The organism is Cystobacter fuscus, from assembly GCF_002305875.1.
Taxonomy (GTDB): domain Bacteria; phylum Myxococcota; class Myxococcia; order Myxococcales; family Myxococcaceae; genus Cystobacter; species Cystobacter fuscus_A.
Genome location: NZ_CP022098.1, coordinates 10,962,873 through 10,978,022, shown reverse-complemented (window position 1 = coordinate 10,978,022; position 15,150 = coordinate 10,962,873). Strand labels below are relative to the sequence as shown.

Annotated in this window: 14 protein-coding genes; 5 read left to right on the top strand and 9 right to left on the bottom strand. The window is 70.2% G+C overall.

The window, feature by feature from the left end:
• Positions 1-4 precede the first annotated feature (4 nt).
• Positions 5-322 carry a hypothetical protein gene (locus CYFUS_RS44495; protein WP_095990750.1) on the top strand — a complete coding sequence of 106 codons (318 nt, stop codon included), beginning with the start codon at positions 5-7 and terminating at the stop codon, positions 320-322.
• A 40-nt stretch (positions 323-362) separates the two neighbouring features.
• On the opposite strand, the gene CYFUS_RS44490 is transcribed toward CYFUS_RS44495, so the two are convergent.
• Positions 363-1,013, bottom strand: coding sequence for a TetR/AcrR family transcriptional regulator C-terminal domain-containing protein (locus tag CYFUS_RS44490; RefSeq protein ID WP_095990749.1), 651 nt, complete (start codon positions 1,011-1,013; stop codon positions 363-365).
• Between the two features lie 85 nt (positions 1,014-1,098).
• Between CYFUS_RS44490 and CYFUS_RS44485 the strand changes: the two genes are divergently transcribed.
• Positions 1,099-2,679, top strand: coding sequence for an FAD-dependent oxidoreductase (locus CYFUS_RS44485; RefSeq protein ID WP_095990748.1), 1,581 nt, complete (start codon positions 1,099-1,101; stop codon positions 2,677-2,679).
• 112 nt (positions 2,680-2,791) lie between these two features.
• Positions 2,792-4,012: a hypothetical protein gene (locus CYFUS_RS44480; protein WP_095990747.1), complete on the top strand. Its 1,221-nt coding sequence runs from the start codon at positions 2,792-2,794 to the stop codon at positions 4,010-4,012.
• An 8-nt stretch (positions 4,013-4,020) separates the two neighbouring features.
• Here CYFUS_RS44480 and CYFUS_RS44475 read toward each other — a convergent pair whose 3' ends face one another.
• The 6 genes from CYFUS_RS44475 to CYFUS_RS44450 all read right to left on the bottom strand — a co-directional run bounded on the left by CYFUS_RS44475 (position 4,021) and on the right by CYFUS_RS44450 (position 10,049).
• Positions 4,021-4,551 carry a response regulator gene (locus CYFUS_RS44475; protein ID WP_157759004.1) on the bottom strand — a complete coding sequence of 177 codons (531 nt, stop codon included), beginning with the start codon at positions 4,549-4,551 and terminating at the stop codon, positions 4,021-4,023.
• A 224-nt stretch (positions 4,552-4,775) separates the two neighbouring features.
• On the bottom strand, positions 4,776-5,018 hold the full coding sequence (locus tag CYFUS_RS44470) for a hypothetical protein (protein ID WP_095990745.1): 243 nt from the start codon (positions 5,016-5,018) through the stop codon (positions 4,776-4,778).
• Between the two features lie 340 nt (positions 5,019-5,358).
• Positions 5,359-6,567, bottom strand: coding sequence for a threonine synthase (locus tag CYFUS_RS44465; protein ID WP_095990744.1), 1,209 nt, complete (start codon positions 6,565-6,567; stop codon positions 5,359-5,361).
• Between the two features lie 9 nt (positions 6,568-6,576).
• Positions 6,577-7,413 (bottom strand): aldose epimerase, encoded by an 837-nt coding sequence (locus tag CYFUS_RS44460; RefSeq protein ID WP_095990743.1) that lies wholly within the window; start codon positions 7,411-7,413, stop codon positions 6,577-6,579.
• A gap of 107 nt (positions 7,414-7,520) precedes the next feature.
• Positions 7,521-9,011 (bottom strand): YcaO-like family protein, encoded by a 1,491-nt coding sequence (locus CYFUS_RS44455; protein WP_095990742.1) that lies wholly within the window; start codon positions 9,009-9,011, stop codon positions 7,521-7,523.
• A gap of 105 nt (positions 9,012-9,116) precedes the next feature.
• Positions 9,117-10,049: an HD domain-containing protein gene (locus CYFUS_RS44450; RefSeq protein WP_095990741.1), complete on the bottom strand. Its 933-nt coding sequence runs from the start codon at positions 10,047-10,049 to the stop codon at positions 9,117-9,119.
• Positions 10,050-10,481: 432 nt separating this feature from the next.
• Between CYFUS_RS44450 and CYFUS_RS44445 the strand changes: the two genes are divergently transcribed.
• Positions 10,482-11,534: a type VI immunity family protein gene (locus CYFUS_RS44445; RefSeq protein ID WP_332468323.1), complete on the top strand. Its 1,053-nt coding sequence runs from the start codon at positions 10,482-10,484 to the stop codon at positions 11,532-11,534.
• Position 11,535: 1 nt separating this feature from the next.
• On the opposite strand, the gene CYFUS_RS44440 is transcribed toward CYFUS_RS44445, so the two are convergent.
• Positions 11,536-12,573 (bottom strand): 6-phosphofructokinase, encoded by a 1,038-nt coding sequence (locus CYFUS_RS44440; protein WP_095990739.1) that lies wholly within the window; start codon positions 12,571-12,573, stop codon positions 11,536-11,538.
• Between the two features lie 208 nt (positions 12,574-12,781).
• On the opposite strand from CYFUS_RS44440, the gene nagB reads away from it, so the two are divergent.
• Entirely contained in the window at positions 12,782-13,522 is a 741-nt protein-coding gene (gene nagB / locus CYFUS_RS44435) for a glucosamine-6-phosphate deaminase (RefSeq protein WP_095990738.1), read from the top strand.
• A 1-nt stretch (position 13,523) separates the two neighbouring features.
• On the opposite strand, the gene CYFUS_RS44430 is transcribed toward nagB, so the two are convergent.
• The gene (locus CYFUS_RS44430; protein WP_095990737.1) at positions 13,524-15,116 is read right to left on the bottom strand and encodes a vWA domain-containing protein; all 1,593 of its coding nucleotides are present in this window, start codon (positions 15,114-15,116) and stop codon (positions 13,524-13,526) included.
• Positions 15,117-15,150: the final 34 nt, after the last annotated feature.

Genomic DNA, 15,150 nt, shown 5'->3' with positions numbered 1-15,150 from the left:
CCTGATGTCCGTGGCGATCCTCATTGAGTTCAAGGCACCAGACCGGGAGGAACTCTATATCCCGGTGGCCACCCAGGGGGTGTACAGCACCGAGTGGGTCCCCATGGCGAGGAATCTCGGCCTCAAATGGTTACCGCTGTTCCGCACCGGAAGCCCCGTGGACGTGGAAGACCTGCCCATGGTGGTCGATGAGATCCGACAGTTACGCGCCGCACTGTCGGTCGATCGCGGGAAGGCTGCACTCCTGGAACGTATCGATTTCATCCTCGAAGCCCTCGACGAGGTGAAACCCGAGGAGATCGCCAGTATCTTCATCGGGTGAAGCCCTGGCTCGAGCCGACGTCCAAGCCCTCGGGAGCGGACTAGGAGGAGGCCGACAGGCCCACCCCGATTCCGCGGAGGATGAGCTTCAGGCCCCGCTCGAAGCGGTCATCGAATCTCGTGAACAGCTCCGCGCCCGCCGCGCGTGCGAGAGGTAGCCGCTCACCGTCGATGCGCTGGGCCCGCTGCTCCAGGTCGTAGGCCGGGTCGCGCTCGCCCGGCATGGGGTGCACCGCCTGCTCCTCGAGGGTGAAGCCCAGCGTGTAGTTGTAGACCGTGGAGAAGCCGGACACCGCGTCGCGCAGCGAGCACCCGGCATCCACCAGCCCGCGCAGCAAGGCGTCCATGGACTCGTAGATGGTGCCGTCGGTGAGCCGAGTGCCGCTGAACACCTTCGCCCCGTCCCGGTAGCCCAGCATCATCCGCCGCATGCCCCGGGCCATCTCCGCCAGGTTCTCCTCCCAGCCGCGCTGGGGCTGCACGGGCTTCGTCTTCCCGAGCTGCTCGCGCAGCATCGTGGTGGCCATCTCGTCGAGCAGCTCCTGCTTGTTCTTGAAGTGCCAGTAGAGCGCCGGGGCCTGCACGTTCAGCTCGCTCGCGATCTTCCGCAGCGTCAGCCCCTCGAGCCCCACCTCGTTGAGCACCCGCAGCGCCGTCTCCACCACCCGTCCACGGTCCAGTCGCGTCGCCACCTGGCTCCTCCTCCCGCTCGCGAGCTTGACAGCTTAACGATGTTAAATTACCACTTAACGTCGTTAAATTGCCGAGGAGAGGCGCATGGAGACTCGAGGAACGATTCCGGTTCTCGTCGTGGGGGCGGGGCCCACCGGGCTCACGCTGGCGTGTGACTTGTTGCGGCGGGGCGTGGCCTGCCGGGTCATCGACAAGGTGGCCACCCCCTTCGCGGGCTCGCGGGGCAAGGGGGTGCAGCCGCGCGGCCTGGAGGTGCTCGAGGACCTGGGCGTGCTCGACGGGATGAAGGCCCTGGGCGCCGCGCCCTATCCGCCGCTGCACGCCTACAAGGGGAGCCAGGTCGTGTGGACGGGCCTCATGCACGAGCACCGGGAGCCCTCGCCCGACGTGCCCCATCCCCTCCCGTTGATGCTCCCGCAGTACCTGATGGAGCAGGCGCTGCGGGCCCGGCTCGCCGCGTTGGGGGGACGGGTGGAGTTCGCCACCGAGCTGAGTGCGTTCGAGCAGGACGGCGAAGGGGTGACGGCCACGCTCGTCTCCCCGGGGAGCGAGCCCGAGCGGGTCCGGGTGCTCTACCTGGTGGGCGCCGATGGTGGGCACAGCCTCGTGCGCAAGCGGCTGGGGGTGCCTTTCGAGGGAGAGACGCGCGAGGACGATCGGATGCTGATCGCCGACCTCCACGTCGACGGGCTGGATCGCCAGGCCTGGCACGTGTGGTCGGACCTGGAGACGCGCAAGCTCGAGGTGGGCCTGTGCCCGCTGGCCGGCACGGACGTCTTCCAGCTCATGGCCCCCCTGGCTCCGGGCGAGGTGCCGGAGCAGTCGGAGGAGGGAATCCAACGGCTGTTCAACGCGAGGTCCGGCCGCTCCGACCTCCGGCTGTACGGAGTGCGCTGGCTGTCGGTGTTCCGGACCAACATCCGGCTGGCGGAGCGCTACCGGGTGGGCCGGGTGCTGCTGGCCGGTGACGCCGCGCACGTGCACCCGCCCGACGGTGGGCAGGGCCTGAATACCGGCATCCAGGACGCCTACAACCTGGGCTGGAAGCTGGGCGAGGTGCTCGCGGGCGCCCCGGAGGCCCTGCTGGACACCTACGAGGAAGAGCGGCTGCCCATCGCCGCGGGGGTGCTCGGCCTCAGCACGCGGTTGCATCAGCGCGGGGTCCGGAGCGATGCGAACGCCCCCCAGCGCGGTGCCGAGACGGAGCAGCTCGGGCTGCACTACCGGGAAGGCCCCCTCTCCCGGGACGAGCGCTCCGTGAGGGGGCGCGTCGAGGCGGGAGACCGCGCCCCGGATGCGCCCTGTCACGATGCCGCCGGCAACGCCCTGCGCCTGTTCGACGTGTTCCGTGGACCGCATTTCACGCTGCTGGCCTTTGGCTCCCTGCCCGGTGACACCGTCGCCGGACTCGAGGCGCGGTATGGCGCCAGGGTACGTGTGCGCGCCGTGGTGCCACCGGGAGGGGGCTCGGGGCGGCACGTCCTCGTCGACACCCACGGCCATGCGCGCCGGGGGTATGACCTCGAGGGCCCCGCGCTCGTGCTGGTCCGCCCGGATGGCTACCTCGGGCTCGTCACGCCGGGCCTCGGCACGGAGCGCGTGGAGGACTACCTCGCCCGGGTGCTCGCTCCCTCGCCTCGCCTGGGTGCGGTGGCCTCCGCGTGACCGGTGGGGGTGCTCTCCGGGCCGCTGTGCGACGGACAATCGCCCGGGGCAGTGCGTTGTTTCCTGGCGGCGCTTGGACGATCCTCTCGTGCCACCCTCAGGAGTCCACCCGATGTCCCCGCGAAACTTCGTGAAGCAGGCCCTGCCCTGGGTCGCGCTCGTCCTGGCGATCGCCGCCCTCGGCTACACGTGGAGGTGGGCCCTCTCGAAGTCCTCTGATCGCCAGCGGATGCACCACGCGTTCAGCACCGGCACCACGGACTACATCTTCAGCCTGTGTCCGAGCACCCCGCTCGCGCAGAGCGAGCCCCGGTGGGCGAGCGACATGCGCGGCCGCTGCGTGGTTCATCAGCCCACCTGGGGCACCGCGCAGCAGGGTGGCGCCCGCCCCGAGCTCGACATCGAGAAGGGCTCGACGTGGCAGTCCCTCCAACTGCTCTCCCGGCTGGTGTTGGAGATCTCCCCGGGCAAGATGCTGTCGTTGCTGTCGCTGGTGGTCATCTCCCTGGCGGGCACCCTGGGCGTGCAGCGCAAGGGCTGGCTCGAGCGTCAGGGCCTGAGCCTGAGCATCACGCGGGGGGCCGCCGTGTCCATGCTCACCGTCGTCCTGGTGGCGCTGAGCGTCTCGCTCGTGCTGCTCGACGAGCAGGAGACGCTGTCGATGTGCCAGGTGACGAGCGGCACCTACGCCAACCTGCTGTCCGTGGACACGCGCTGCTCGCAGCAGACGATGCTGTTGCGCGAGACCCAGGAGAAGCTCGAGCAGAAGAAGGGCGAGCTGGACGCGCGTGCCCAGGAGCTGGAGGAGCTCAAGCGGGAGATCGCCTCGCTCGGGGTGATGCGTGACGCGCTGGGCTCGTTCAAGACGGAGCTGCAGAGCCAGAGCGAGAGCACCCAGCAGCTCATCCGCGCCGTCACGGGCGCCACGCTCGAGGGCATCAACAAGGCGTTGGACCCCATCCACGCGGACGTGAAGGGGCTGGACACGTCGCTCAAGACGGACTTCAAGAAGGGCCTGCGCGGCGAGCTGCAGGAGGACATGACGTCCCTGGTGCGGGCCGAGTTGAAGACGTCGCTCCAGGGCGAGCAGCTCCAGGAGCTCATCCGGCGCGAGGTGCGGGCGGCGTTGCGAGAGGACCTGCGCGAGGTGGTGCGAGGCGAGCTGCGCGAGTCGGTGAAGGCGGTGCTGGCGGCGAGCCCCGCGGTACTTCCCCCGGCCCCGAAGCCCGAGACCAAGACGCCGGCGCGCACGAACGTCACCGCGGCTTCCTCCAAGCCCGCCGCCGCCCCCGGGCGCAAGCCGTCCCCACCGCCCGCTCCGTCCAAGCGCTGAGTTCCTGCTCAGCGCGTCTGGCGCCGGTGCACGCCCTGCTCGCTCAACTTCCGGGCGAGGTCGCGCGCGGCCTCGAGCTCGAACGGCTTGCGGATCCACAGCAGATCCGAGCGGCCCACGCGCTGGGCGACTTCATCCCGGGAGATGTCGGAGAAGGCACTGCAGATGGCCACCTCCAGCCGGGGGTCCTTCTCCAGCATGTGCAGGATGGTCTCCAGCCCGTCCCAGCCGGGCGGCATCCGCATGTCGACGAGGGCGAACGTGTAGGGCCGGTCCTCCTCCAGGGCACTGACGACCTTCTGGTAGCCCTCCATGCCCTGCGAGGCGGTGTCGATGGCGAACCCCGCGTCCGTGGGCGCGGCGGGCGGAGTGGCCCCGAAGAGCTTCTTCTCCAGGTGATCCAACGACGAGGGAGCGGTGCGGGTCCCCAGCACCCGGCGCCAGACCTTGAGGATGGCCGGGTCATCGTCGACCACCAGGATGCGCCGCTGGCCCTGCCCCTCCGCCCTGGGCCCGCTCGACGCGATCGGTGGACGCACCCCCGCGCCCGGGAACCCGGGAGGGGAAGCGGCCATCCAGGATAATGGATCGGGGCGCCAGGGGAGCGGAGCCGTCGGGGTGCTGCTCATCGGCATTGGGTTGTCCTCCCAGCCATTCTACGTGGGTCCAGAAAAGGTGGAAGACACCGCTTTCATGCTCCTTCTCCTTCCAAGGGGCCGGAGGGCGCTTCCGGTGTCCGGGTGGTGGACGTCCAGGTCCTTGCTCATGCCTTGCAGATCCTCGTGGAGTTCGAGGAGCCCATCTCCTGGCACTTCGGCCGCGCCTCGTAGCAGTCCAGGTTCGTGGAGCAGCGACGCACGCACTCCTGCTCGTCCGGGTGGCAGAGTTCGGAGTCGAGACAGTCCTGGTCTCTCTGGCACGACAGGTCCAACGACCCGCAGGCCGTTCCCCCCAGGGCCAGCGCGCTCAGGGCGACTCGCATCCACACCATCGTCCGAAGCTGCATGCTCGACTTCCTCCCGAGGGACCGCTGTCCGCGGGGCGAACACCTCCGCCGCCCCGCGCACCGACCGGGTCTTCTGCTTCCCGGTCCCGTTCGCGGTAGCCCGCCGTTCTCGCATACCTCGCCGCTCAAGTCTTCGGGGAATCCCCGGCTGCTTGATTCCCGAGCCGGCTTGGGGAGAAGACAAACATGCCCACGCGGGGAACTTTCCCGTGGCACGGGCCGCTCTTCGCGTCAGCGGCTGTCCTGACGGAATGTCCTACTTTGTGGTTGGCAGGCGCCCACCGGTGCCTTCCATGGGTGGAACATCGCCGCCTACGCGGTGAACCGGGCCTTCTGACCATTACAGGGTCGCGTTCAGCTCCAGGATGGGGAGCTTGGGCGTCATCACGTCCGGGTATTTGATGCCCGCGCCCGTGTTGAGCAGGAGCACGCGCTGGCCCGCGTCCAACCACCCCTCGCGCAGCAACTGGCGCGCGGCGCCCACGAGCGCGGCGCCCTCGGGGCAGATGAACGCGCCCTCCTGGCGGCTGATCTGCTCGAGCCCCCACAGCGTGTCCGCGTCGGACACGGCCACGCAGGTGCCGCCCGTCTCGCGCACCGCCTGGAGCACGAGGAAGTCCCCGAGCGCCTTGGGCACGCGGATGCCCTGCGCCACCGTGGACGCGTTCTCCCACTTCTCCGAGACGTCCTTGCCCTCGCGGAAGGCCTTCACGATGGGCTGGCAGCCCTCGGCCTGCACGGCGACGAGCTTGGGAAGGCGCACGCTGTCCGGCAACCAGCCCAGCTCGCGCATCTCCAAGAGGGCCTTGTAGATGCCGATGATGCCCACGCCGCCCCCGGTGGGGTAGAGGATGACGTCGGGCAGGCTCCAGCCGAGCTGCTCGGCGATCTCGTAGCCCATCGTCTTCTTGCCCTCGATGCGGTAGGGCTCCTTGAGCGTGGCGGCCTCGAACCAGCCGTGCGCCCTGGCCGAGCGGCCCACGATGGCGCCCGCGTCGGTGATCTGCCCGCGCACCATATAGGCCTGGGCGCCCACGGCCGTGGCCTCCAGCACGCTCATGGCGGGCGCGTCCGTGGGCATCACCAGGGTGACGGAGATGCCCGCGCGCGCGCCATAGCTCGCCCAGGCGCCGCCCGCGTTGCCGTTGGTGGGCATGGCGAGCGCGGTGACCCCCAGCTCCTTGGCCCGACTCACCCCGGTGGCGGCACCCCGCGCCTTGAACGAGGCGGTGGGGTTGAGCCCCTCGTCCTTCAACCACAGGTCGGGCAGCCCCACGGAGGCGCCCAGCCGGGGCAGGGGAAACAGCGGCGTCATGCCCTCGCCGAGCGTGATGAGGTGCTTGTCATCGCGCAGGGGCAGCAACTCGCGGTAGCGCCACAGGGAGGACACGCGGCCGGCGAGATTCGTGGGGCGCACCGCGCGGGCGGCGGCCTTCAGGTCATAGCGCACGAGCAGCGGTCCGCCACACGTGCACAGGTTCTGCAGCCGGTCCGCGTCATGGGTCTGGTGGCAGCGCGAGCACTCGAGGTGGGAGAGGAAGGAGGACATGGCCGCGTCTTATTCCCTTCCGGCGCGGATCTCGAACTCCGAGGAGAAGGTGGCCCCGGGAGCCACGCTCAGCAGCCCCTCGCCGGTGCGGAGCGCGCCGCCGGGTGCCGTCCACGGCTCCACGCAGACGAAGTCCCGGCCCGTGAGCGTCCACACCACCACCGTGGTGAAGCTCTCGCTCCAGGACAACACCACCGGCCGCAGCCCCGGACCGCGATGGAGCGTGGTGCCCGGCCGGGAGTGGTCGAGCAGGTGCATGTCCACCTCGGCGCTGGTGAGGTCCAGGCCGGAAAAGGTGACGGGCGCTCCGGTGCGGTTGTCCCAGGCGCGCGTGGCGTCCGTGTCGAGCCGCGTGACGGCCTTGTTCGCCTGGGGCACGTGGAAGTACGGGTGGTAGCCCAGGTGCAGGGGCATGGGCCGGGTGTCGCGGTTCTCGGCGGCGAAGCCCAGGCGCAGCGCGCCGCCCGAGAGCGTCACGGTGAGGCGCGCCTCGAAGCGCCAGGGAAACTCGCGCAGCGTCTGGTCCGAGTGCCCGAGCACGAGCTCCGTGCGCGCGTTCTCCCGGTGGCGCACCTCCCAGGCCAGATCCCGGGCGAAGCCGTGGCGGCGCATCGTGTAGTCGCGGCCCTCGGCGGGGTAGGTGCCTCCGGGAAGGACTCCCGGAGAGGGGAAGAGCACGGGGATGCCGCCCCGGACGTTCTTGCCGGGGTCCGCCAGGGTGCTCGCGTCGAGGAAGAGCAGCTCTTCTCCGCCGACGGTGAAGCGGCTGACGAGCGCTCCACGTTCCGGGACGATCTCGGCGACGCAGTCGCCATCCTTGAGCAGCACCGTGTCCTCCTCCTGCATGGGAGGGCGCGTCCTACCCCAGGCGCCGCGAGGATTCACGGGGCTCGTGGGCCAAGTGCTTCCCACACGTCAGGAGGAAGGCGGGCCGAGCAGGTCCAACCGTGGGCTCACGAAGGGTCGCCTCCGTAGCGGCGCTGGCGCGGCATGAGCTGGGCGGTGTGGCGCTCGGGCTCGCGGTAGAGCGCGTAGAGCCGGCCGACGATCGCCTCCGCCAGGCGCGAGTGGAACCAGGTGGGGCCTCCGAGCCGCTCCTCGGCCTCCGGCGTGAGGCGCACGCGCTGGGCGCCCTCGGGCGGCTTGCCCAGGCCCGCGAGTGGATCCTGCCGCGCGAGCAGCTTCGCCACGCCGCGCTCGCCGATGCGGTGGTCGCTCATCGTCTCCGCTTCCAGCCCCGGGACGATGACCTTGAGCGAGACGACGGAGTGGTTCGTGGGCGACATGTCCGCCACGAGGATGTCGAAGCCCGCCTGGGTGAGCTTGCGCACCAGCACGTCGGCGCGCTGCCGGGCGTCACCGGGGTTCGGGGTGGTGGGCAGCGAGGCGAAGGGCATCCGGCCTCGCTCGGCGAGCACCCGCTGCTCCATGAGCGAGCGCATCTGGGCCGCGGAGAGCTGGGCCCAGTCGGCCATGGCCTGCAGGGCGCGGGGCTCCTCGTCCTCCAGCTCGAGGTAGGGCAGGAAGCGGTCCATGTACCCCGGAGGGGCGATCTTCTCCGCCAGCTCCAGGGGGCCGTTGGCGAAGGCCTTGCGCGTGCGCGACCCCGCGTACTCCAGCAGCGCCCTGTGCAGCGCCCGCTCCCGATCCAGGTCCGCCGCCTCGCCGCACGCCGTGAGGGCCATGGGCTGATCGCGCAGCGCCGGGTCGCGTCCCACCACGTACAGGCCCACCAACCCGAAGTCCGTGCAGGCCAGCTTCGGAATGATCTCGATGCCCAGGCGCTCGCAGTGCGCGAGCAGGGACTGGAGCTCGGGGCCGAGGGCCGCGTCCTTCAGGTCGATCACCACGCCTTGATCGAGCGCGCGGGTGCGCAGGCCGTTGCCGTCGCGCTCGAACAGCTCGAGGAGGCCGTGGGTCAGGGCCTGCTCGTGGGTGAGGCCCGCGCCCTGGCCGTGGGTGATGGGGGAGATGAGGGGCGTGCGGCCCTGGAGCTGCCCGCTCCTGGTGGCCACCCATTCCTCGGGGAGGAGCACCTTCTCCCCGGTGGTCAGCCGCGTCACCGTCACCCACGTCAGCTCCATGTCCGCGTGGTAGGGGCTGCCCGCGGGGAGGCACAGCTTCAGCGGATCCACCACGCCGGAGGGACCGCGGGTGCGCGCCAGCTCGCGGTAGGTGCCCCTCTCGCGCGCGTGTGCCCGGAGCGAGGTCTCGGTGAAGACGCTCTCGGCCAGCTTCCCGAGCGCGCTGGCCTCGGCCTCCTCCGGGGTGGTGCCGTGACCATGGGTGGCGAACTGCGTGCCGGTCTTCAGCCGCAGGCTCGCGGCCACCGCCGGGATGCCCACGCGATCGATGGGATCCGCGCGGAACATCTCCAGCTCGCCGGGCGGAAAGGCCGCGCGGTAGGCTTCACACGCTTCCTGCTGACTCTTCTTCGCGCTCATGACAACTCCTTCAGGGCAAGGGGCCGGGTGTGCGGCATGCCCGGCAGCAGCCGGTCGAACGGGGCCAGGGCATGGGCACGGGTCGGCACGGCTCCAGGGTCGTGCTCAGTGGGAGAGCCCCACCGCGGCGAGCACCGCGTTCTCGTAGGCCCGTATGGGCTCGTCGTGGGTGAACTCCAGGTCCTCCAGCGCCTGGCGCGGGGTGAAGCCCGCGGCGCGGGCGTGCGCGTCCGTCTCCAGCACCCGATCCAGCGTGTTGGCGGCATGGAAGGCGCGGGCCTCGGGCGTGTCGATATGGGAGAGGAGCCGCCGCGCCTCGCGCACGCGGTGGGCGAGCTCGGACGGGAGCGTGTCGAGCACCTGCTCGGTGATGCGCGCCATGAGGGGCGCCAGGTGCTCCCCGAGCAGCTGGTTCCCGTGGCCGCCCGTGTCGGGCAACACGGCGTTGGCGAGGTGATGGCTCAGCGCGGCCACGAAGGGCCCGGTGGGATCCGCCCCGAAGAGGGGGGAGACGAGCACCGAGGCGACGGCCACCACGTAGCAGTGGTCGGCGTGGCTCTCCGCGGGCAGGAGCGCCACCCGCTGCGTGTTGGCGTGGGGGGGACCGGCCCGCGGCTGGCGGACCAGATGCTCCACGAAGGCGGGAGGCTCGGCGCCCACCCACGTGGAGGCTTCGGCGAGCGCGGTGCGCAGTCGATCGCGCAGCCCCTCGTCCACGGACGCCGTCGCGGCCTCGAAGCCACGGCGCAGCACTCCCAGGATCTGCTCGGGGGAGAGGCCGACGCGGCGCAGGACGTCGAAGTCCATACCCCCCAGTTGCACGGCGCTCAGGGCGAGGGCCGTCTCGCGCAGCGCCAGGGTGGCCGGATCCTCGCCCGAGACGAGTGCCGCCCACGCCCGGCGGAAGCCGTGGGCCGCCAGCCCATCGGGCTGCTCGGGCGTGCGCACGCGTTTGAGGATCATCAGCTCGCTCACGAGGGAGCGCAGTCCGGCCAGGCGGTGGGGAACCGGGGCCATTTCCAGCGCGGGGTTCTCCATGGCCTAGCCCATCCCCGCCAGGGCCGCCGTCACCACGGCTCCACCCAGACCGACCCACGCGACTCCCAGACGCTCCATCCCAGACATGTGCCTGTTCCCCCTGTGGTCACTGCACGACCGCCCGTGAGCTTCCCTGACCGGAACGGGCGCCACGCTTTCGAGGCGAGGTGCGTTCAGGTGGTTCCCCATCGCTGGGTCGTTCCCGGGGGCGTGGGCAATGATTTGGCACGTCTTCGTTATGTCACAAGCCCTGGAAACCAATACGGCTCCTCGAGACGAGGTCCGGGTCTGAAAGTCAAACAAGGGCTCCTCTCATCCTGTCCCGCGGGGTGGTTCCAAGGTGTGGAAGCGGACGGCACGGAGGCGGTGGCCTTTCGCATCCAACCCTGGTCGTCCTGGAGTGGGTCACTCAACGGTGGGTACTCTCAACCGATGGCGACCGATTACCCCCGATTCCGCCTCCGAGGCATTCCCGAGGTCCGGGTGTTGATGTGCCCTGGAGGGATTCAGCGCCCCGAGCGGCGACTGCTCGCGCGTGATGTGTTTCGTATTGTTTTCTACATGCCTCACGATCACCCTGACATCGCGCATGGGGTGAGTCATGCCATCGATTGTTACATGCGAGCCGTGGGGGAGGGGCCCAAGACCATCAATTACGTGAGCCGGTCCTATGACGAGGGCTCCGCCTTGACCGCGGAGCAATGGGGATGGGCGCGCCTTCTTCTCCAGAACACTAGGCGCTGGTCCTTCCCGGATGATTATGAAGACTGGGCGCAGAGGGAAATCGAGAAGCGACGCTTCGAGCGGGGGCTTCTCTTCACGGGGGGCTCTGGCAACCGGAATGGCTACGAGTTCGAATACAAGGCCCGTATTCCGTGGCGGCCCGCTCCCGAAACGACCTTCGTGAGCCTGCTCACGGCGACGCTCCCCATCGAATTCCTCGAGCGGCATGGGCCGGGGCCCGTGCGTCGGTTGGTGCTCGACATGGCCTCCCAGCTCCGTTTCGCCTCGGGGCACGCGGGCCTGGCCTTACGGCTCTATTGGTGGCTTCCACGGGCGGACGAGGCCCTGCGCATCGGGCCCCTGCGCTACCCGGGTCTGGATCTCCGCGATGCCTGGCGTCACGAGAATCAAATGGGCTTTCAGGTGGACGGTGTCCACTGGCTCAACTTCCTCGGCTCCCCCGTCCTCACCCAGCTCGGCGGCGCGGAGGCCCTGCGCTCCCGATTGCGGTCGGCCGGGACGACCGTGGTCCCGCTCGACGACGAGCGCGCCGTGGTCTCCCTGGGCGAGCGGCCCGAGGTGGGAGACCTGTCCGCGGGGAAGACCCTTCCCGCGTATCGTGAACTCGCCCAGGTGCTGGAGCCCTGGCTCGAGCCGTTGTTCCTCGGCCCCTCCGGGGACATCGCCGGAGAGACGCGGTACACCTCGCTCCTGCTCACCGAGGGCGAGGCGCGGCGTTGGTGGAGACGTTTCCTCGACTGAGCTAGCCGAAGAACACCTGGGCGACCTGGAAGAACTCCTGCGGCACCTTCTTGAGCTCGCGCGTGGCCTCGGACAGGTCCACGCTGACGATCTCATTGCCCCGCAGGGCGGCCATCTTGCCGAACTCGCCCTGGGCCACCATGTCGCAGGCGTGCACGCCGTAGCGCGTGGCGAGCACCCGGTCGTGCGCCGTGGGCGCGCCGCCGCGCTGGATGTGGCCGAGCACCGACACGCGCGTCTCGTAGCCCGTGCGCCGCTCGATTTCATTGGCCAGCAGGGCGCCCACGCCTCCCAGCCGGGGCCGACCCGCCTCGTCCAGCGCGCCCGAGGTGATGAGCTGCTCCTGGCCCTCGTGCGACAGCTTGATGCGCGTGCCCTCGGCCACCACGACGATGGAGAAGGTACGCCCGGAGGCGTGGCGGTGCTTGATGTGCTCGGCCACGCGCTCCAGGTCCGCGGGCACCTCGGGCACGAGGATCACGTCCGCGCCGCCGGCCAGGCCCGCGTACGTGGCGATCCACCCCACGTGCCGGCCCATCACCTCGCACACGATGACGCGCTTGTGCGACTCGGCGGTGGAGTGCAGCCGATCAATCGCCTCGGTGGCGATGCCCACCGCGGTGTCGAAGCCGAAGGTGAAGTCCGTGCCGTTCAGATCGTTGTCGATCGTCTTGGGCACGCCCACGATGCGCACACCCTCCTGGGACATGCGCGTGGCGGCCGACAGCGTCCCCTCACCGCCAATGGCGATGACGGCGTGGATGTCATTGCGCTCGATGGCGCGCTTGACGCGCTCCAGCCCGTTCTCGACCTTGAACGGGTTGACGCGGGAGGTGCCCAGGATGGTGCCACCCCGGTGGAGGATGCCGGAGGTGGTCTCCCGGGTGAGCCGGAAGTGGTTGTCGTCGAGCAGACCCTTCCACCCATCGCGCAGGCCCATCATCTCGAAACCATGGGCGCTCGCGCGGCGAACGACAGCGCGGATGACCGCGTTGAGGCCGGGGCAATCACCCCCGCCCGTGAGAACGGCGACTTTCATGAACGCGACTTCTAGCTCACCTCCCGCGCGAGTCATCCTCGAAGTTGAGGTGAATTCGCCCGTTCGAGGGGGGGCCACCGGTCCCGGGGGGCGGTCCCCGGGCCGACCCTACCCACCTTGCCGAGGGCGCCCCGCCCGATGCGATGGGTGACGGGGGCCTCGGTGGGCGCTATGCTGGAGACCTTCCCCAGGCCACGGTTCTTCCTCCTTGAACGTCCGCGTCTTCTCCTCGGAAGTGGAAGCTGCCGCCGCCTGTGCCGCCCACGTCGCGGCGGCCGTCCGTGAGCAGCCTTCCCTGGTGCTCGGTCTGCCCACGGGACGCAGCCCCCTCAACGTGTACCGGCAGATGGTGGCGCTCCATCAGCGCGGGGCGCTGGACTTCTCCCGGGTGACGACCTTCAACCTGGACGAGTTCCTCGGCCTGCCTCCGGACGATCCATGCAGTCTGCGCGCCTACATGGACCGCCATCTCTTCCAGCACGTGAACCTGGCCCCGGAGCGCGTGCACTTCCTGGACGGCAGCGCGGAGAAGGCCCAGTGGGAGTGCGCCCGCTACGACGCCGCCCTGGAGGCGGCGGGGGGAATCGATCTGCTGCTGCTGGGCATCGGCTCCAACGGGCACGTGGCCTTCAACGAGCCGGGGGACAGTCTCCAGGCGGCGAGCCATCGGGCGAGGCTGTCGCGCGAGACGCGTCAGGCCATGACGCCCATGTTCGGGGATGAGATCTCCCGGGTGCCCATGGCGGCGCTCACGCTGGGCATGGGGGCCCTCTTCAAGGCGCGCCGCGTCATCCTGCTGGCCTTCGGGGTGAACAAGGCGGCGGCGGTGACGGCCATGGTGCGCGGCCCCATCACCTCGCACTGCCCGGCCTCCCTGCTCCAACTGCACGGGCAGGTGGAGGTGTGGGTGGATCCCGACGCCGGGCACGGCCTGGAGGGCTCGGGCTGACTCAGTCCGGGTAGCTCGCGGCGACGGACGCGGTGCGCCACTCGCGCACCTGGCGCAGCAGGCCGAGGAACTCGGAGCGGTCCGGCTGGCCGTCCACGGACTCCTCGGCGAGGGACTCGGCGGTGGCGAGGCTCCATTCCCGGGCCTCGGGAGCGCCCCGGAGGATGTCCGCGGTGCCCGCCACGGCGGCGGCGAAGCGCAGGTTGGAGGAGGCCTCGTCCAGGTGGGCGTGCAGGCTCGCGCGCTCCAGGGGGAAGGTCTGCTCGGCGGCCTCCACGCCACCGGGCCGCTTGGAGCGCACGTGCACGGTGGCCACGCGCGAGCCCTCGCCCGTGAGATCCACCTCGTACAGGGCGGTGACGGTGTGGCCGGCGCCAATCTCCCCGGCATCCACCTTGTCGTCGCGGAAGTCCCGGTCGGCGATGGCGCGGTTCTCGTAGCCGAGCAGCCGGTAGCCGCGCACGGCCTCCGGGTCGAACTCCACCTGCACCTTCACGTCCTGGGCGATGACCTCCAGCGTGCCGGCCAGCCGCTCCTGGAAGACGCGGCGCGCCTCGCGCTCGCTGTCGATGTAGAAGCTGTTGCCGTTGCCCTTGTTGGCCAGGCGCTCCATCAGGTCATCCCGGTAGTTGCCCATGCCCAGGCCGATGGTGGACAGCGTGACGCCCTCCTGCACGTAGCCCTGGATGCGCTCGAGCAGGTCGTCCGGGTTCCGGGGGCCGATGTTGGTGTCGCCGTCGGTGAGGACGACGACGCGCGAGACGTTCCGGGGGTGGGCGTTGCGCGCCGCGTGCCGGTAGGCGAGCTCCAGCCCGTTGCCCATGGCGGTGCCGCCCCCGGCGGTGAGCGAGTCGATGGCGGCGAAGAGCGTGTCGCGCGCGGAGGCCGGGGTGGGGGGCAGCACGTCGCGCACGCCGCTCGCGTAGGTGACGAGCGCCACGGTGTCCGTCTCGTTGAGTCCATCCACCATCAGCTTCATGGACTTCTGCGCGAGCGGCAGCTTGTCCGCGGCGTTCATGGAGCCGCTGGTGTCCACCAGGAAGACCAGGTGCGTGGGCTTGCGCTGGCTCTTGGCGATGGTGCGGCCCTGCAGCCCCACCTTCACCAGGTGTCGGCCGCGCGTGTACGGCGAGGGGGCTCCCTCCAGGTCCACGCGGAAGTCACCGTCCGTGGGCGAGGGGTAGCGGTAGCGGAAGTAGTTCACCCACTCCTCCACGCGGATGGACTCCGGCGGGGGCAGGCTGCCCTGGGTGACGTAGCGGCGGAAGAGCGTGTAGGAGGCGGTGTCCACGTCCACCGCGAAGGTGGAGAGGCGATCCTCGCTCGCGCGGGTGAAGGGGTTGGGGCGCTCGGCGGAGTAGGTGTTTCCCCGGGAGCTGGGGCCGGCTTCTTCCCCGTTGCTGCCGAAGGTCCGCAGGGACTTCTTCGCCAGGTGCGGGGCGTACTGCACGTCGCTGCCCGCGAGTGCCTCCGCGCTCGCGCCGGTGAGCTTGCGCAGGTTGTTGCCGAAGAGGGTGACGCCTCCGCCCATCACCGCCAGGGTTCCCATGCACAGGACGACGACGCGCTTCGAGATGCTCGAGGGCTTGTTCATGCGTGTGGAGATCTCACGGCTCGCGCTCCACGCG